The organism is Sphingobacterium sp. UBA3549, from assembly GCF_002376635.1.
GTDB lineage: Bacteria > Bacteroidota > Bacteroidia > Sphingobacteriales > Sphingobacteriaceae > Sphingobacterium.
This window is the reverse complement of the sequence record NZ_DFOE01000011.1, coordinates 115,174-134,229: the sequence shown is the minus strand read 5'-3', so window position 1 is coordinate 134,229 and position 19,056 is coordinate 115,174. Positions and strand designations below refer to the sequence as shown.

Genomic DNA, 19,056 nt, shown 5'->3' with positions numbered 1-19,056 from the left:
AGCTATTATTTTAAAAGCGTATGAAAGAGATCCGTCCAGTTTAGCGCAAAAGGTTGGGCCAATGGTTCCTTAGCCACAGCCTTCAAAAAAGACCGATCGCCGCGCATCAGTGCACCCATTTGTATTGCTAAAGCCTTTGGATCGTCGGGATCAAAGAATGACACGCATTTACTCCCTGCCGCCGTGTCGTGCGCATAGGGTAAATCGGCTAAAAGCATCGGCTTACCATAAGCGGAAAACTCGGTAATGGGCAGTCCCCAGGACTCGGCTTTTGATGGAAAAATCAGACAGTCGCTGCCGGCATAGTAATCTTCGAGCTGCGTACGGCTCACAAAGCCCATAAAATGCAGGGATTGCAGATGTCCCCACCTGCGGTGCAGCCACTGGGCGTATGTATTTTCATCGCCCTTCACCGTAAGATGTACTTTAAAGGGGACCGTGTCCTGTTGCTCGAGCAGTGCTGCTGCCCGGCAGATCACTTCAAAATTTTTGTGACTATTGGGCGACCCGGCAAATACAAAGGTGAAACCGCCCGGCGCTTCCTCTTTTTGGGAAACCGCAACCTGCTTGTTCGCCATCTCGGGTGGGGCAACAATAATGTTAGCCGCAGGCACTGCAAACAACCGATGAAAGGCTTTGCGCAACCAATGCTGCTGCACCACCAGATAATTATTGCGCCGAATATTGGGCTTGTAGATATATGTACTGAAGAGCGCAAGCAACGCGATCTTGGGTGCAAAAAATAGATCGTGCGCCTTCCAGCGATAAAAAGGAAATGCATTATGGCAGTATACGGCCCGGCGCTCGGCAATCACCGACGGACTGGTATCGTGCAGCGAAAACCAGAGGTAAACGGGACCGATCTCTTTTGATATCGAGCGCATGGACACATATTCATAATAGAGGCGGTTGACCCAGCGTTTTTTGGGCCACTGCGTTTCGATATATTCGATATGCGGGAAATCGGCCAGTGAACGCTTGTATACAAGTGCAATAACACGGTAGTCGCCCGACTGAGCCAGCACAGAAAGGCAAGCCAAACATTGCTTGAGGATGGCCAATGGGCCCGCCTCCACCAGATTGACGGCAGAAATAACGATCGTTTTGCTCATCGCCTATCTCCTTTCACTAAGCGCTCAAACAATAAGAGCCATTGGCGCATAATACGTTCCGCATCGAAATTTTCGGCCATTTCCCATGCTGCCTCGCCCATCTGCTGCCGGAGCGCACCTTTTTCCATCAGCCGGCAGGCCTTATCGGCAAAATCTGCACGATCGCCTTCGGCAATCAAATACCCATTCTTGCCGGGCTTAATAATATCGCGGGGGCCACATTTGCAGGCGTAGGCGACCATGGGCAGACCGCAGGCCTGGGCCTCAAGCAGTGTCATAGGTAGCCCCTCGTAGCGCGAACTCATCAAGACTAATGAGCTGTGCATATACGCTTCCATAATGTGTTTGACTGGCGCGTGGAGTGCAATCTGCCCGTCCAATCCCAAAGCATGGATCTGGGCCAACATATCGGCCTTCAAGGGCCCCTGCCCATAGATGTCGAGCTTCCAGTCGGGACAGCGCGCATGAATATCCTTCCAGATCGCGATCAGCTGGTCAAATCCTTTCTGATAATCGAACCGACCCACAGCAATAGCGCGTTTCTCGGTAAGCGCTGCCCGCCGGGGTACTGAAAAGGTATTGGCGTTGGGGATAACGACACTATTTTTCAATCCCTTCCAATAGGTCAGGTCTTCATGGGTGAGCACCACAAAACGATCGTATTTTTTGGCCAAGGCCAGATCATGGCCACTGCGCCAGGTATTGACTAATTTCCAGAGTCCTTTGCGATCGTATTGCAGCCGTTTAAACCTTGAAAAGTGAATTTCAAGGACTTTCTTGCTCCCATCGGTGATGTCGTGCAGAAAACTGACATCGTGATCAAACATGGAAATGACAATATCGGCCTTTAAGGGCATAAGAAGTGCTTCAAGCCGCTCGCGATGGATACGCTGCCGACGCTTATAGGAAAGTATTTTACGAAAAATGCCCAGTCCCGCATCGTCGGTATAATTGATCGCAAGGTCTACCTGACAGATCAAAGGATCGAGTTCAAAATGAGGTGCACGTGCTTTTTGGTCTGTGGTTACAACAGTCAGTTCATGCCCCATCCGTGCCAGGTAGTTGGCCTTATTGGCCAATACGCGTTCCATGCCGCCAGCATTATATGTTCCCAAGATGCAATAGACTATTTTCATTTTCGACAGTAGATTTGGAAGTAAACAAAGCGCCCTGCACGCCTTCTACGCAATAAAACAGGGCATAAATCAGAAATATATCGGTAGAGACTTTAAACCAGATGACAAACGAGAAGACCAATAAAGACAGAAACAACAGCTTATATTGGCGGTACCTCGACAGGAATGACAATCCATGAAAAATAAAAAAACCGGCAAAGACACTAAATCCAATTAGGCCACAATAGAGTATAAAACGGCAATAGCCAATGTCGGTGTTGAATATCCAGCCGTCAAAAAGGCCTGTACCGATGAGCCAGGTGCGGGTATCTGTGGGCCAAACCCACATATTCATGCTCAGTTTGTCGGTCGAATCGGTTCGAAACTCCCCCGTCTCGTAATAATTGAAGAAGCCTTCGAAAGCAAAGCGCATATATCCCCGGAAAAGCTCATTGTGCGCATAGAAGTACATGGAGATCAGAACCGCCACCAGCAGCAGAATAGTAAGAACCGTAAAGAAACGGACAAACTCTATCCGGATAATACGGTGGAATAGCCCCGTTGAAAAAAACATCGCCAGCAGCCCCATCACCCCGCCAATGGACGTGGTCCGCGCCATAATATTGCCCAGAATAAAGATGGCAAAGAAAACAATCAATAAAAGGGCCGTCAGCAATAGGGTCTTTTTCTGAAACAGGTCTCGTGTAAACAGCGCGGAAAGCATGATCAAAACGATCGAGAACCGCACGCCGGCATTATCGAGGGAAGCACCGATGCCATACAGGCGGTCTACCTCCTGCGCGAAAGCCTGTCCCTGCTCGATATAGCGATCGACCAGCGACTGCACCCCCGGCGAGCTATCGATCCACAAGGCCAATATACACTGCGCCAGACAAACAGCCGCGAGATAATACGTGAGGATATGAAAATTGATATAGCCATGCACCTGACGGATGGCCATAATGACGGTATAACCCGCAAGAAGCCATATCGCAAAACTGAGGTAGTAGGTAGCATAGGCAAAGTCTTCGGTGCGGTTGACATCGGTAGCAATGTAACAAACCAGCGAAAAAACGAGAGCTAAACCTGTCGCCGAAAACAGCGGCCGGCTAATTTCGACCCGTTGGGCGCGAAACAGTTGCACGAACAGCAAGGGTGCACCAATACCGGCCAAAATAATTTTAGTATTGACACTGGGCGGTAGAAATGTAAAGCCGAACGAGAAGAAATAGCAGCTGACCAACAGGCCAACAAAAAAAATCAGTAATCCTTTTATCATAGCGCTATTTATAGATGATACCATAGAAAACCCGTAGCAACAGCAGATGATACATCCGTACTGCCCAATATTGCCGTTTGGAGGCAAACCATTGTAAGAGGCGCGTATGCAGCGACGCCGAGCGGTTTTGCAGGATATAGCGGTCGGAACTGCTAAACCAGTTGGTCCAGCGGATATAATCTGATTTTTGCCCCGTCACCAGCAAAGGCAATTTGATCGTCAATTTGAGAAAGTCGATTCCAGGCCCGATAGCCGATGCATACTGACTTGCCCCAAGGTAGCGCTCAATCTCGCCGATATTTGTTTCCACTTCGCGCATATGCTGCGTGGAGAACGTTTTGCTGATCGAGCCGGCATTATCCTGCCGGTAATGATACAATACGCGGTCCAGCAAACTGATGTGCGCGGCATGGACAAATAATTTTAGCGTAACCAAGAGATCTTCGCCCATATTGGCTCCTGGTATAAAGCGGATGGAATACGACTCATAAAGCGACCGACGCACCATAAATAACCACAGATTCCAGCGCATACGCCCCGCTAGCATGGCCTGTATGGCTTCCAAAGGAGTTTCACACGTGGGCTGCAGCATGGTACGCTCGCTGTTTTGAAAAACAAGGCACCACTGAAAGTATACGATGTCCGCTCCAGTACGCAATGCTTCTTGCACACAGCTTTCTACCGCATCGGTCTCCAGGCTGTCATCGGCATCGACATATAGAATAAACTCGCCCGAAGCATGATTCAACCCCGTATTACGGGCTGCAGACACGCCTTTGTTTTGCGGATGGGAAATAATTTTGACTGTAAACCCTTCTCGACCGTCCACGGCATGGGCAAACACATTCAGCATCGCCAAGCTAAGATCGCTGCTGGCATCATTGACACAGATAAATTCGATATGCCCATAGGTCTGCCGACGTAAAGACAGTAACGTGCGTTCGAGGGTGTCTTGTGCGTTATAGACGGGTGTGATAATGCTGACTAAGGGTAAAATTTTCATCATATGCGTGTCGGATACATTAGGGTGTAAAAATTCGGCTAACAATCTCTTGCTCATACCGTTGATCTGCCCGGTCATGCTGCTTGTTTCCATCCTTGACTTCATTGACATATTTGCCGGGGATAGCTACTTTTTTGGGGGCACGCTGCAGGAACCATTCGTATTCGATATCCACATGCCCAATATCCAGGGCGCGTAACCCCAGGTGCGAAAGATCATAAGCAAGCACCGTAGCCGTGGGGCCAAGTGCCAGCAGCACCAGGTCATAGGCTCTGCCTACGCGCTCCGTTTCCAGTAGCAAGGCATCGTAACAGCTAAAGGCTTGCTGCGACAGGGTAATAATACGGCCGATAGCCGATGCCCCTGAAAACAGGTCGTTGCCCACGCCCAGGCGGCTCATTTCACCTTCGACAATTAAAATGCGCTTGTCCTGCCAGAGTTGCTTAAGCTTCGAAAAGAAGCTACCGCAATGCGATTTATCCTGCCAATCCACATAAGGCCGTGTCACACAGGCATCGTAATAGGGCCTCGAGTAATTGAAGTAAGGGATATATTTTCGGTAATGAAACACCACAAACTGCCGCCAGAAAAAACTTCCCTGCGCATTGAGATGTTGTACCGAACGCAGGCCATAAGGGATGCAGATCATGCATACCGCACTGTTGCTGCTCAGAATAGCACGGAGACGCTGCGAGAGCTCGTCGTCCATATCCTGAAAACCCAGGTGCTCGGTCTGATTGATCATATGAAATTCGCCATCGCCAAATCGGGCCATCGAAAGGTTGGACTGGAGCAGCTTATCCAAAGTCTCCATAGGGGTGTGAATCTTTGGAAAAGGCAATAGCAACCTGAACAGGCGATACCGAATGGTCAAATAGCAACGTCTTATTATATTCATTGTATTACAGTTGAATTTGAAGTCTGTTTACCACATACCCGTTCGACCATCCGATCCACGAGCTCCATGTTCTTTGCGCTAAACTTGCGGGCAAACAGCAGATCGGAAGCAATCAGGCGATCAAAGTCGGCGCTGGTCCATTCGGTCAGTTCGCCCTTATGCCAGCCGATCATCCGTTGGCAATCGTGATATTCGCTGTTGGTATGATGCCGCTTCAACCGAAAACGGGAATTCCAGCAAAGGGTCTGGATAAAGATTTCGTCGCTACAGAAGGTATGTTGATACATCTTGAGCACTGCACTTTTGTGGGTCAGGAGATAACGGACAAATGCATCGGTCACGCTGACCCATTGGGTACCTTTTTTGAAGATCACATCTTGGTTGCGGTATAGGCCAAACAGTCCCTGAAAGCGCAAACTGAAGGCACGCGCAGCCCGGTACCAGTAGGCAGAAAGACCCTTGCCGGCTCTAAATCGGTTTGGATAAAAATGAATCCGCCGTACTTTTCGGTCGATCTCCTTGTCGCAGTTACCCTTTTGGAAACCGATGAACTCCTGCCCCTGATGTGCCGCAAAAAAAGCATGAATCTCATCCTGACTTTTGAGCGGAAGATCTACGCCCGACAATACATGGTAGTAAGCATACTGCTGCTGTGCAGCAGCGGTTTCAAAAAGCCGATATTCTGCCGCCACCACAGAAACATCGCCCCAATGCACATCAACGCGTGCGTGCAATACACAAAGTTGTGCATGTTGCGTGCTGAGCTCGGGCAATTGCGCTACTTTTTGATCAAAATGGATGTAGATGTCGTTGCGCTTATCGTCTAAGCAATGCACCAATTTTTGGAGGACATCAAACTCGTTATGCGCCAAAATAAGGTAAGCGTGTTTTAACCTGTCCATATTAACTATCCTCCTTTCTAGCGGGGGCTGCCGTTTTAGTCTGGCGCAGAATCTGCTGGAGTTGAGCGATGGTATCTTCGGGGAAATACGTTAGCTTGTGCAGGCTGGTCCGCAAAAAAATATCCGGATAGGCCATTGGGTAATTGCCGCCCGACAGCTTGGTCTGCAAGAGATGGGGGTAAACATCACTCACATGGAGGCCCTGCCCTGCCGATTTTCCAGCGGGCAGCAGCTGCTCGTGCAGAATCTGAAAGAAAAAATAGTCGAGTGCCCCGTCTGCAGCTTTCCAGTAATTGAAAAGCAGCTGACACAGCTGACCGAGCAGTGCATGCCCTTTCTTGGCGAAAATAATACTGTTGAGCATCTTTACTTGATGATCTTCGTGCCAGCCCCAATAGTAGGCATAACTGTTTTTCCAATAATCGGTGTAGGGTTCCTGCGCGTCCCGCTGGTACACAAAATAGTCCTGTTCACAAAACTCGGCGGGCAACTCATCTGTCAATAGAATCGTGGCGTCGAGCCACACACCGCCATAAACCTGCAGCAGCGCCAGACGGATAATATCCGAAAAAAATGTCCGGCTGATGATATCTGCCTTCCGTTTTGACCCTATAAAATCAGGTATATCGAGGTATTGTGGCAACGTATTATCGTCTACCCGAATGACGGTGTAGTCGCCCCGGTAGGTATCCACCGACTGAAAGCAGAGCTTGACGACATCCGGCAGGCGGTCGGGCTGTGTACCTTGTCCCCAATATTGCCAGATCACTTTATTGGCAGGGAGGTCCATCTTGGCCCGAAGTGGAAAATGTTCGAGCTGCCCGGCCGCTTCCCGCGCGATCATCTGATTCCAGAACGCAGCCACCTTGCGGTGTTTTCGCAAGATCTTCTGTTCACGGAGCATGCTCCAGGCTGTTTTTACGATCGACTTCTTCATGATATAGGTGCGCTAGTAGTTAAATCTTAATTCGTTTTTTCCATACACTGCGGAGTATGCCGCAAAAAAAACGGTATTCCTCCAATTGAATGAGCCAGCATACCGTAGCAAATGCCACGATATAACTGGAGAAAAGCAGGAAGGCTTCCATCCCGTCCGTGAGCTCATAGGGCAGCAGTGCGGTGCCCCACCAGACTGTGCAGCCAAGGGCGCACGATACGAATATACTGGGCAACAGATCAGACAGCTGCTGGCGCATCGAGTAATCGAGAAACCTGGCCGTGTAGTGGGTATTGATAAAAAGGGAGGCAACAGAAACGGCCACCTGCCCCCATATTAAACCAAAAACGCCATACCGCAACCCCACCACCACAGCGATGACGATGCAGATCTTTTTAATGATTTCGAGCTTGAGATAAAGGTCTGACCGCCCCTTGACCTGCAATACGTTGAGATTGTAGTTGTGAATGGGCTGAAAAAGGGCTCCCAAGGCCATCAGCTGAAAATAAGGGACCGCAGGTAGCCATTTTGCACCGAGCAAGAGCTTGATAATGGGTTCGGCTGCAATGACCATCAGCGAGATCGTAGGGGCAACGATAAAGATAACCAGCTTGAGCACACGCCGGTAGGCATGGCGCAACTGCTGATCGTCGTTGCTGAACTTGGCAAACAAGGGATACGTGACCTTGTTCAATGCGGTCGAAATATTGTTGATCGGTAGATTTTTCAGCGACTCGGCCCGGTTATAGTAGCCCAAGGTTGTTTCCGAAAATCTTTTGCCGATGACAATGGAATACACATTATTGAAAATAACGTTGAGCAGCGCAGAGAGGGTTAGCCGGATACCAAAAGCAAAATGCGTGTTAAATTTTTCGCGGTCAAATGTAAAGGTAGGCCGCCAGTCGCTGTAAAACCAATACTGCAGGGTATACAGCAGATTTTGCAGCAAGGCTGAATAGACCAATGACCACACCCCCATTCCTGCCAGCGCAAAGCCAATACCTGCCACCCCGCCCACAATAACCGACGGTAAACGCACCTTGAAGGTGGTTTTAAAATCCAGTTTCTTATCAAATAGCACGGCCTGTACATGCACAAAGCTGTCGATGATGAGCACAATACTATAGACCCGAATGATGGGACCCAAGATGGGTAACTGATAAAACTGGCCGATCCAGGGAGCTGCAATAAATACAAGCAGGTACAGTAAGGCTGTCGTCGCCATATTGAACCAAAAAACGGTGGATAGATCGCGTTCGTCTACCGATTGCGTCCGTACGAGGCTACTGCTCATTCCGCCGTTGATCAAAACGGAGCATATATTGATCACCACATTAAACAGTGCTATCGTCCCAAAATCTGCCGGCATCAGCAAGCGGGCCAACACCAGGTTGACCACAAAGGACACCAGCTGTACGCCAAATTGATCCATAAATACCCAGATTGCTCCCGTTGCGACTTGTTTCTTTAGCTCCATGTGAAATCGGTCATTAAGCAAGTTGCTTGGTCAGCGCCTGGTACTTTGGTTTTAAAGGAAGGGGGAAAGCCGCTAAAAGCCGGCGCTGCAGCTCGCTAAGATCTACCTGACAGTGTGCTTTTTCCCAATGGGAGGCAAACAAGCTCCTCCAACCCGTTTCGCTGGTCAAAATGTCATCCAGCTGCTCAAATCCGTTGTAGGAAGGGATATCAACGGAACTAAAATAATCGTCAAACTTAAATCCGTCGGTATCGATATAGCCCATTTTGATCCACAATGCCGGTATCCCATAGGCGTGGGCAACAATCAGCCCATGCAAGGAAGAGGAGAGGATATACGCGCAGTCTGTAATCTCGTCGACAATACGTTCCACATCGACCGTACGAAAATCGATTAGATTGATATCGGTTCCAAACTTTTCGCGAAAAGCATCGACCTCTTTCCAATGTGGAATTACGCCGAGCTGCTTGGTCTTCTTTTCCTTGCCGCGAATCCAGAGCGGAAGCAACACCGCCGGGTCACCGAAGGTATCGCAGCGCGGATACCCCATGGCCTCCAGCTTCTGACTGGTATATTTGCCGCGGACGGCATACACGCGTCCACCTCCAAATGGATCGTCGGCATTCATAAATCCTGCACCCCAAACCGACGATTTACGATTGCCCCAGCGGATAACGGAGCCCACCGCAATCAAGGAGGCCTGCGATGGCCAAAGAATGTTGTGAAAGGCCGAAAAGCGAAAACGGATGAGCTGCATACTCAAATTTTTCAATCGGGCCATCGCCGAAGGATCCCAGCTTTTATACTGCACGGGAAGGCCTGTCAGCTCTTCGACTAAACGAGGGCTAAGCGCATCGCCAAAATTCTTTCCGTCCCAGTAGATCAGGTTAACTGTTTTCATAGCTCGCAAACTGATTGTTAACTTTTATATAGGCTGAAAAATCGCTTTCTAGCGTACGGCGAAGACCTTCCTGCAACGCAAAAGGGGGCTGGAACCCGGTGGCCAGGGCCTTGGACGAATCATACTGCGTAACGGCGCAAAATTTGCGAACCCGAACCGAGCTGATCGCCAATTTGCGGCGCAGGATAAAAGCAAGGGCATCAAAAGCGTAGCCGCCCATAAGACCCAGCGAATAAGGTATGCGCAGCGTAGGAATATGCTTACCAAGTACTTTACCGGTATAATACACCAGATCATTGGTTGTGAGATCGGGCTTATCGCCATAATTATACAGATTGTACCCGGTGGATTGGTCCGAAATCAGGTAGGCAATAAATGCCACAATATTGCCGATGTAGGACATCGACTTCTGATTGTCTCCTTTTCCGATCATCATAAATTTACCGGAGGCGATCTGCTGCAACAGGTTATAGACATTGCCGCGATTGCCCTCGCCAAAAATGACCGTGGGCCGGATGACCTGGATGTTCCAGTCGGCATGCGCTGCGTACCACTTCTCCAACACCTGCTCGGCTTGTAGCTTGCTCTTCCCATAATGGTTGAAGGGCGCTACTGCCGCCGCCTCACTTGGATTTTCTTTACCCAGTCCATATACAGCAACAGAACTCGTAAAAACAATACGTGTGATTGCATTGGCCTGCATGGCGTAAAGGGTATTTTCCATGCCATTGACGTTGACGTCGTAATATTTTGATACCGGGGTAACGTCATCCCGGTGTTCTGCGGCCAGGAGTACCACTTGATGTACCCCCTGAAGTAGCCCGCACAGCGCATCCCGATCTTGCACATTGCCGACACGGGTCAACTGCGGATATTTTTCACTGATTACCTTATCGATAATCACGATTTCGTGGTCGGTGGTATGGAGCAAGAGGTCGGTCAGTCTTGTTCCCACAAAACCGGATCCTCCGATTAAAGCTATTTTCATCGCTAGTGTTTACTTGTTATAGATTGATAAATAATTGCAGTCTGGCAATGAGCTGTCTCTTTTCCAATACATTGAACAGGTAATGAAAGCCCGCCCAGAAGAGCAGATCGACCAGCACAACCAGGTTGTTGCTGACGTAGCGTACAGCCACAATATTAAATAGGCAAAACAGCAGGGTCATCAGCAGGATAAAGAGCAGGGCACTATGGCGGCTCAATCCCGCCCGCAGCAACTTGTGGTGCAGGTGATTGCGATCGGGTTTAAAGATCGGCTTACCGATACGCCAGCGTACAAACATGACCCGGGCCACATCCAGCACCGGCACAATGAGGGTGGAAAAAGCGACCACAATAGCGCCATCGGAAAAGGGTTTGATAAAGTGGTTGTTCATGGAAAAACTAACCACCAGAAAAGCAATGGAAAAACCCAGCGTCATACTGCCCGTATCGCCCATAAAAATGCGGCGCCGCCGACGTATCGTCCCAAAGACATTTAAATAGAAAAATGGAAGCAACACGGCAACTGTGATAAAGGCAAAAATGGCATGCAACCAGGCGCCATAATAAGCGAATAAAGCTCCTAAAACAGCCAAACCGATCGTTACCACACCCGAACAGAGACCGTCGATGCCGTCAATCAGATTAATGGCATTGATAATCAGCACAACGACAAATACCGTAAGCGGCATACCCAGCCAGGCCGGAATACCAATAACGAACCCCAATCCATACAGGTCATTGATCCACACACCACTCAATGGCAGCAGGCAGCCTACCATAATCTGGGCGACAAATTTCCATTTGTAACTCACCCCGATCAGGTCGTCGCCAATACCGATCATAAAGAGGATAACCAGACCGCAGACCAACAAGGCCATACTCGGCAGGATAATCCACGAAGCGACCTGCAGATCGATATTACCAATATTCAGTTTGTATAAACTGACGAAAGTAATGACAAGGATGCAGCATTGAATGGGAGCAAAAGCCACCCCACCCAGTCTCGGGACAATATGCTGGTGAAGCTTCCGGGAATCAACTGGATCAAACAAACGCTTCCGGTAGGAAATCAGTAAGATATAGGGGAGCATTCCCCAGCTCAATAACATCGCACATAGAAAAGGTAATAGCACAGTGCCATACTTCATTAACTCCAAACTGTTCATGGTGATCTAATCTATTTGTTATAAAAATTTCTGCTCAATGCCATGGGTACATTTACTTTTCAAGGAATGGAATAAGCGCATCCAACCCCATTGCTGTTTTCATCTCCTCGTTGGCATCGTTCAATAATACGAGGCTCGGAAACGACGTAAGAAAAAAATAGGGTTCTACCCCGCCCTCCCCTTTCAGGTCGAACCCGTTGATCCACTGCGACGGAATATGCTTTCGGTAGGTATTCCAATGGCTTAAATCTCCATTAACGCAGATGGCCACCACATTGACCTTGCCCGATGCAACCCATTTTGCCAAAGGCACAGATTGCTTCATCGCGGCAATTAGTCCGAAGCTTTGCTCCGATTCGGGGTCGTAAAACACCAATAATTTGTACGTCCCCTTCACCTCTTGTAGCAAATGCCGGGTACCGTCAATGTCTATAAATTCATACGCGGATGCGGATGCCATCAATTTCCCCTGTTGCACATCAGGATAACGGCCATTGCCCTGACAGGCGAACAAGGAAATTGACAGCAAACAAGCGAGATATAAATAGATGGACTTCATTTGAATAGTGAATGGCTACTGGTATAACGGATTATTTGGCAATGGTAATGACTGCACGGCTAAGGCGAGGATCATCGTAATACATATTGTCGACACCGCCTTCATAAGCCAGCTCAAGCTGCTGCGGCGATACGTGAAACTCTTTCACCAATACATCATAGATAGCCTGGGCACGCTCGCGGCTCAAACGGTCATTGATGGCTTTGGTACCGGTTCCTTTATCGGCATAGCCCGTCACTTTATAGGTAATGTCTTTATTGCCGGCCTGGATCACTTTGGCAAAGAAGCCCAAGTTGACACGCGCTTCATTGCTTACGACGCTTTGATTGATCGGAAAGGTTACCAAAATAGGAGCTGCCAATATTTTTTCTTCTACACGGATATCGGTAATGGTTTTACCCTGCGATGCAGCCAATTGCGCTTTGAGTGCTTCATTATCCTCGGCAAGCTGCTGTACCTTTTGGCGCAGACTATTCAGCAACGCATCACTGTACGTGATGACCACCGAACTTGGCTTCTCCCAGCCCCGCTGCTTAAATTTGTAAGTCAGCCCCAGTGCAGCACTTAAATTACCGTCCTGGCTACGGTGCCCCGTTTCACCATCAAAGCGATCGTTTACCATGGCTCCGCGCACATCAAACGTTAGGTCCAACGCATCGCTGAGGCGAAAACTGTTGTAAATACCGATGTTAGCACTGACTTCTTTCTGCTTGGGTGCATCGTTGGTGACCATCCAACCTAAGCCCACATAAGGACTGATGTTATAAAAACGATCTTTTTTATAACCAGAAAAAATGTTGGACAAGTTGAACAGTACATCGCCATGGATGTGGAAATAATTAAATTCCTGATTGTACAGCCAGTAACCATCCCAGGGCTTACCAGCATACTGCACACCCGTAGAGTGACTTCCATTTTGGGTCAGTCCCTTCACTTTAAAACCCGTTAGACCAGCGCGCACACCGACTCCGGGGCTAAACCACTTCCCAAGGTTAAATTCGAAGCTCGGGGTAAGGCGTTCGGAAAATTTCATCTGCTTATCGTGGTCGCCAAAATAAATCTGGGCACCAGCACCAGCATTGATAAACCAGTTGTCCCAAAAGCGGTTGGTCTCGACTTGATAGCGATCTGTTGATACCGTCATTACAGTATCTGGTTTTACATCGATTTGCTGTGCCAGGGAAACCTTGGCTCCCGCAACAGCTGCAAGCATTAAGAGTGTCTTTTTCAAAATCATCTCGGTCTAAATAGTTGTTTAATATTAGTTGATAATATTGCCTGATTATCTCCAACAAAATTGGATAAAACAAACTTTGGATATACTATTGGGCTGTATAACCTCGACTTTCCATTTTCCGAAAAAATAAAGCGTATAGGCTTTAATTTAAAGGAAAGCATGATCTAACGGTAGATTAAAGAGATTCGGAATGGTAATTTGCGAATAAAAAAAAACACATTTTCCTTTAATGGAAATCAAATTTCTACAAATGATAAGTAGAGGTGACTTCAAAAAAAATGTAACTTACTAAATATGTAGTGCTTACACTACAAAAGTTAAAAACATAGCGTATGCACGACTTCTCGGTAAGTGCGTTATTTTATAATAGAGAAATTTAAAACGAACAATAAAGCAGGAATTAAAAAGAATTCATTAAAATGCAAGGATGTAGTCAGTAATGCTGTATCATATCATGAAATTCACAGCAATCTGCTGGGTACACAGTACCAAAAGGAGATAGAAGCCTGAGAATATGACCTAAAAAGGATGTGAGCGAGGGTTATTGTTGATTGTAAAGTGTACGGTAGCCTAGATTATCGAATAGAAATCTAATAGACACTTTCTTATCCAGAGATAAAAATAGAAATTGTTTAAAGGAAGAAGATAACAATCAAAGGGTCATCCGTAAGCGTTGAAAATATTCAGAAGGGGGGATACCTTTTACCGCTTTGAATACAGAGGAGAATTTGCTGATACTTGAAAAACCGGCCTTTTCAGCTAAGACAGAAAATTTCACGTTAAGCAGATCTGGGTTCAGTTCTACACTATTTATTAAATATTCTATTCGCGCCTGTTGGATATAATTATTGAAATCCAAACCAACATGGCGATTTAAAATATAAGATGCATAACGTTGATTAGTACCGAGCAGATCTGCTAAATCTTGTAGAGAAACGCCCTTTTTTAAGAAAAATCGGGCCGCTTGAGCCCTTTCAAACTGCTCTACCAAACGGTCCTCCGTTATTTTACTCATCAGCACATCTGCACACTTCAGCTCATCTTTTGAACAGATGGTCTCTTCTCCATCGTTATTTTCAATCCTTATATCATCATCTAATGGCAAGGCAATCACCTTTGCGCTTTTCCGCGATTGCCTGTACCGTAATACAAAAAATAGCAATAACAATAAGTTCACAACCGAGAGAATACAGTTGATCAGCGTAAATAGGTCATTATAATCCATTTTCAAGTTCATGCGTTGACGTCAATTTGGCTCCTGATTAGTAGCATTGAAGGACCTTAACTAGCTGCATAAGGGCAATCAAAATAATATAGACGACACTAATTTGCACTAAAAAAGAAATACCAGCATAGATTTTTTTATTTACAGGCAATCTTGTAGTAGATACGCTACTACGCTGTAGCTGAATAGCTACAAAGAAAGTTACAACACTAACATTCGACGAGGGTCAATACGAATAATTTTTATTTACACGCCTTTTTCTTGTCTATCATGTAAATGGATTAATTTATAAAGCGAACAAAAGGATTTTATCTGCCCAAATCGGCTAGTTAGTCGCTATGATAAACGATATATTCCTTAACCATATTACCCAAGAAGAAAATATAATTGAAAGATTAAAGAACTGTTGAATTCATTTTTAAAGGTAGATGGCATCTATCCCTCATATTGTAGCTGTCTCGCTACAACTTGTAGCCGATCAATTATCAAAAAAATTAAAAGCATTGATTAACAATTGATTCAAAAGATATATTAATAATTTCGAAAACAATAACGGCCATTTTAATACAGAGCGATAAGCTAACGATCATTTTAAATTTTTAATAAATGAAAAGAAAACTAACACGTAAACGTTACAGTGCTCCTATCCTGTCTATCTTGGCTATTGACATGGAGCAGGGATTTGCGGCAACTTCAACAGGTACCATCAATCCTGGAAGCTCATCCACACCAAATAACCCTAAAGTCGAGGACTGGACTGATAAGGGCAATAATAGCAAAGATTTTGATATATAATAGGCTTTGATATAAAACTTATGCTATAGCTACAGCCATAGCGCATATGCTATCACTAGTCTCGTTAAACAATCACAAGAAATAATATACTTATGTCATTAAGGAACATAATCAAAAAATTTAAGCCAGTGCTCATGCTTGGCATAGTAGCGGCATTCGCCTCATGCTCTTCAAAAGAAGATCAAATTCCATCAGATAAAGGCGCATTATTGAATGTGGGCATCCTAGGAATCGAAGATGTTGTCACGAAAGGTGTTGCTAGGGCAGTAACCGATGCAGACAACAACGGAACCACACACGCAAAACCAATCGTCTCGCTGGGTGATGTGGACGCATTGATCGATACACAGGAAGGTAGCATAGCTGCCGCAGATCAGACAAGCAGTGTGGTTCAGAAAGCGGAAAATGGGGCAGCGAAGGCTTCCACTACAGGGTTAAAGGCAGCATCCTCGACTATGGACACAGGTGTAAAATTTCGTCTAGTTATATACGATAATACCAATACGGTGGTCTATAACCAAGAGGTCACTTCTGGCGTAAATCCACAGATTCAACTGGTGGCTTACAAACCATATACGTGGTATGCCGTCTCCTTGAATGAGAAAACGACCAGTATGCCAAATGTGACGAGCGCCGGAGTTATTGCGCGTTCGAGTCTCGCAAATAAAGATGTGCTGTATGCTTCGGGTAGCTTCAACGCCGTTGACGGAGCCAATTACCTCAACATTGTATTCAAACGGATGACTTCACGTATCCAAGCAAAATTGAACGTAAGGGGACTTTTCGGTACGATCGAAAACAGCACGAGCATGTCATTAGTGAAAGGAAGCAGTAATGCGACGGTTTTGCAGATGGGAGACTTCAATATTTTGACGGGCCAATTTACGAACGTGGTTGACGTCAATAGTGCAGTGACGGCCTCTGCGATGGTGGAAGACAGCAGTAATCCAGCAGGTACGGTTAAAATTGCTAATTTTTTCACGTTAAATACCAGTGCAATTGCAGCCAATAGTTTAAAAATTAAATTCAACACCTTAAAAGTTACACTGGATGATGCACGGGTACGGACCTTCAATGCAAATACCTATACCTTTCCAGATGCGTATACCCCAACCATTGGATCCACTTACGGAGTCAATATCAGGCTCATCGAATCGCCAGTCAAAGTAAAAGGAATACTCTGGGCAAGATCAAATTTGGTTTATAATCCGTCTCATACGGACAGCTATCGGCTGAAATCGAACCCAGGCGGATCAACCGTTGCCACCAAAGACACGGAATTTTGGAACTGGAAATCAGCCACTCCGACAGGTCCTGCTGGCAGTATAGACCCATGTGCTTCTGTTTATCCAGCTGGAACCTGGCGCATGTCCACGAAGCAAGAGTGGGAAGCTATTGGTCAACCGAATGACAAACAGCAACAATTAGGACTGCTTTGGGGTGCACAATATGCCTATGTATGGAATCGTGACAGTGATAACCCCGCTAATACCGCCTATGACGACAACAATCTGACCCTATCCTTCGGAGGATACCGTACCAAAGCGTCATCGTTCGGCGGAAGTTCGGTATCTGGAAGTCCTGCTGGAATTTTAATAGGGGCACTAGCTGCAGGCGAATGCGATTATTGGACGGCAAATAGTTCTGACGCCAATAACGCGTTTGCAGCAAAATCCAATTTTGCAATTATAGCCTTTTTCTTTTCTTGGGGAAGCATTACCTACCCAGCTTTGGATAAAATGGAAGGAAGAAATATTCGTTGTGTAAGACAAGTTGTCAATAATTAACCGGATAAAGTTTAGAAAAGCCGAATACTGGATAGCGATGCATAGAAAGCAGAGACTATCCAGTATTCTTCTATCTGCAGCTGACCACTATTCCTGTGTAATTAACCTTATTCCTCTGTAATTGACTGCTATTTAGATGCGATTGACCGCTATTCGTACGCAATTGTCCGACAATGATGTGCAATTGACCGCTATTGAAACGACAGTATGATGCTTATAAAATGAATGCCAAACAAACAAGTTAATGTAGACGCCTGCTTATATTATTTCATTAAAAGAAATTATAGACTACATTTTTCAGAATAATTAAACGAGAACCACTTAATAACCTACACCCCAGAAAAATGAAGAGTAAACGCAAAATAGAAAATTTTGGCACCCCAAAGCTCCTTTTTAAAGACAGGCTTCAGATGGCGGTAGCCGGTATACTAGAAGGTCGACTATTTATTGAAGAAGCTGTGGAACAATTCGACGTACTCCCGTCCAGTATCATTCAGGAATTAAGAAGGATACAAAAACTCAAAAAAGCATCCTCACCACCAAAAAAAGAAAAGTAAATAATTTTATTCGCCTAAAAAATTGTCCTTATTTTGGGCTTATACGCCGGGATAAGATGTTCTTTTTATGGAAAATTTTAATATTCTTTCGTAATTTGCCCTTTACAGAATATGTTGTGCTTCGCGACCAATCTATTCTATTACAACTCTTAGAGACGAATTTTATTTATATTGCACTATGCAGATACCAGCTTCAACGACATTATCCCAAACGCGCTACCGCATTGCCGAATTAGTGTTGGAATTTGAACATCCCGTAGATTATCCGCTGGTACACCTACTCCCCTCTTTTAAGGACTTCCAATGGCTAGCCTCCACCGAGAAAACTGACATTAGCGTCGCGATCAGCTTTGCGCAAGCGCCGATACCGGAGGATATGGGACTGCTCCGCACCGATGAGTCTATCGCATGGGGGAACCGATTTCGCTTCTATGAGAGAGAAGATGGTTTTGTTACCACAATCGTAAACGAAAAGGGCGACGGCCTATGGTATCTCCATAGTGAACGCAATTTTGAAAAGTCCACACTGTATATACCGAGTAGTGCTGCAGCAGAACAAGGTGCGGTGATCACCTGGATGGCCATGATGATCTTTGGACAAGCAAGCCTCTTACATGACACCATCATGATCCACGCATCTGTGGTGAACCATCAGGGTAGAGGCGTGGCCTTTTTAGGCAAGAGTGGAACTGGTAAAAGTACGCATAGCCGTCTATGGCTACAATACATTCCAGACAGTGTTTTGCTCAATGATGATAATCCTGCGATCCAAATAAAATCTGAAGGAATTGTGATCTATGGGACTCCATGGAGTGGCAAAACCTCGTGTTATAAGAACGAATGTTTGCCGCTACAGGGTCTGGTACGGTTACAACAGGCACCTGAAAATGAGTTTGAATGGCAAACGGGGCTGAAGGGCTTTATTGCCGTGTTGCCAAGCTGTACATCCATCCGGTGGAACAAAGACCTTTTCGCAAGCATGAACACCATATTGGAGAAAATCATTGCACAGGTTCCTGTCGGTTATTTGAAATGTTTGCCAAATGCTGCCGCGGCTGAGCTGTGCCATTCGGCTATCTTTCCGAACGACTAATACCCTAAAAAATCCCCTAAGGTGTT

Annotated in this window: 18 protein-coding genes; 4 read left to right on the top strand and 14 right to left on the bottom strand. The window is 46.3% G+C overall.

Going from position 1 to position 19,056, the window contains the following annotated elements:
- Positions 1-5: 5 nt before the first annotated feature.
- From B2W36_RS06980 to B2W36_RS06915, 14 genes are all read right to left on the bottom strand, one after another.
- The gene (locus B2W36_RS06980; RefSeq protein ID WP_293887067.1) at positions 6-1,112 is read right to left on the bottom strand and encodes a glycosyltransferase family 4 protein; all 1,107 of its coding nucleotides are present in this window, start codon (positions 1,110-1,112) and stop codon (positions 6-8) included.
- The gene (locus tag B2W36_RS06975) at positions 1,109-2,227 is read right to left on the bottom strand and encodes a glycosyltransferase family 4 protein (protein WP_293887066.1); all 1,119 of its coding nucleotides are present in this window, start codon (positions 2,225-2,227) and stop codon (positions 1,109-1,111) included. The genes B2W36_RS06980 and B2W36_RS06975 overlap by 4 nt, the downstream gene beginning before the upstream one ends.
- Positions 2,214-3,506 (bottom strand): hypothetical protein, encoded by a 1,293-nt coding sequence (locus B2W36_RS06970; RefSeq protein ID WP_293887064.1) that lies wholly within the window; start codon positions 3,504-3,506, stop codon positions 2,214-2,216. The genes B2W36_RS06975 and B2W36_RS06970 overlap by 14 nt, the downstream gene beginning before the upstream one ends.
- A 4-nt stretch (positions 3,507-3,510) precedes the next feature.
- A complete protein-coding gene (locus B2W36_RS06965; RefSeq protein WP_293887062.1) occupies positions 3,511-4,602 on the bottom strand; it encodes a glycosyltransferase family 2 protein in 1,092 nt (363 codons plus the stop codon).
- Entirely contained in the window at positions 4,529-5,323 is a 795-nt protein-coding gene (locus B2W36_RS06960; protein WP_293887061.1) for a GT-D fold domain-containing glycosyltransferase, read from the bottom strand. Before B2W36_RS06960 ends, B2W36_RS06965 begins: the two co-directional genes overlap by 74 nt.
- Positions 5,324-5,403: 80 nt before the next feature.
- Complete coding sequence (locus B2W36_RS06955) at positions 5,404-6,309, bottom strand: beta-1,6-N-acetylglucosaminyltransferase (RefSeq protein ID WP_293887059.1); 906 nt, start codon at positions 6,307-6,309, stop codon at positions 5,404-5,406.
- Position 6,310: 1 nt separating this feature from the next.
- The gene (locus B2W36_RS06950) at positions 6,311-7,246 is read right to left on the bottom strand and encodes a capsular polysaccharide synthesis protein (protein WP_293887057.1); all 936 of its coding nucleotides are present in this window, start codon (positions 7,244-7,246) and stop codon (positions 6,311-6,313) included.
- 19 nt (positions 7,247-7,265) lie between these two features.
- Positions 7,266-8,723 (bottom strand): lipopolysaccharide biosynthesis protein, encoded by a 1,458-nt coding sequence (locus tag B2W36_RS06945; protein WP_293887055.1) that lies wholly within the window; start codon positions 8,721-8,723, stop codon positions 7,266-7,268.
- A gap of 13 nt (positions 8,724-8,736) precedes the next feature.
- On the bottom strand, positions 8,737-9,624 hold the full coding sequence (locus B2W36_RS06940) for a polysaccharide pyruvyl transferase family protein (RefSeq protein ID WP_293887053.1): 888 nt from the start codon (positions 9,622-9,624) through the stop codon (positions 8,737-8,739).
- On the bottom strand, positions 9,611-10,612 hold the full coding sequence (locus tag B2W36_RS06935) for an NAD-dependent epimerase/dehydratase family protein (protein ID WP_293887051.1): 1,002 nt from the start codon (positions 10,610-10,612) through the stop codon (positions 9,611-9,613). Before B2W36_RS06935 ends, B2W36_RS06940 begins: the two co-directional genes overlap by 14 nt.
- Positions 10,613-10,628: 16 nt before the next feature.
- Positions 10,629-11,777, bottom strand: coding sequence for an MraY family glycosyltransferase (locus B2W36_RS06930; RefSeq protein WP_293887049.1), 1,149 nt, complete (start codon positions 11,775-11,777; stop codon positions 10,629-10,631).
- 52 nt (positions 11,778-11,829) lie between these two features.
- Positions 11,830-12,336, bottom strand: coding sequence for a hypothetical protein (locus tag B2W36_RS06925; RefSeq protein ID WP_293887047.1), 507 nt, complete (start codon positions 12,334-12,336; stop codon positions 11,830-11,832).
- A gap of 31 nt (positions 12,337-12,367) precedes the next feature.
- The gene (locus tag B2W36_RS06920; protein WP_293887045.1) at positions 12,368-13,573 is read right to left on the bottom strand and encodes an OmpA family protein; all 1,206 of its coding nucleotides are present in this window, start codon (positions 13,571-13,573) and stop codon (positions 12,368-12,370) included.
- A 652-nt stretch (positions 13,574-14,225) separates the two neighbouring features.
- Entirely contained in the window at positions 14,226-14,810 is a 585-nt protein-coding gene (locus B2W36_RS06915; protein ID WP_293887043.1) for a helix-turn-helix domain-containing protein, read from the bottom strand.
- Between the two features lie 594 nt (positions 14,811-15,404).
- On the opposite strand from B2W36_RS06915, the gene B2W36_RS06910 reads away from it, so the two are divergent.
- The 4 genes from B2W36_RS06910 to B2W36_RS06895 all read left to right on the top strand — a co-directional run bounded on the left by B2W36_RS06910 (position 15,405) and on the right by B2W36_RS06895 (position 19,030).
- Positions 15,405-15,593 (top strand): hypothetical protein, encoded by a 189-nt coding sequence (locus tag B2W36_RS06910; RefSeq protein WP_293887042.1) that lies wholly within the window; start codon positions 15,405-15,407, stop codon positions 15,591-15,593.
- A 92-nt stretch (positions 15,594-15,685) separates the two neighbouring features.
- Positions 15,686-17,380: a hypothetical protein gene (locus tag B2W36_RS06905; protein ID WP_293887041.1), complete on the top strand. Its 1,695-nt coding sequence runs from the start codon at positions 15,686-15,688 to the stop codon at positions 17,378-17,380.
- 344 nt (positions 17,381-17,724) lie between these two features.
- Complete coding sequence (locus B2W36_RS06900) at positions 17,725-17,937, top strand: hypothetical protein (RefSeq protein WP_293887040.1); 213 nt, start codon at positions 17,725-17,727, stop codon at positions 17,935-17,937.
- A 178-nt stretch (positions 17,938-18,115) separates the two neighbouring features.
- Positions 18,116-19,030 carry a hypothetical protein gene (locus tag B2W36_RS06895; protein ID WP_293887039.1) on the top strand — a complete coding sequence of 305 codons (915 nt, stop codon included), beginning with the start codon at positions 18,116-18,118 and terminating at the stop codon, positions 19,028-19,030.
- Positions 19,031-19,056: the final 26 nt, after the last annotated feature.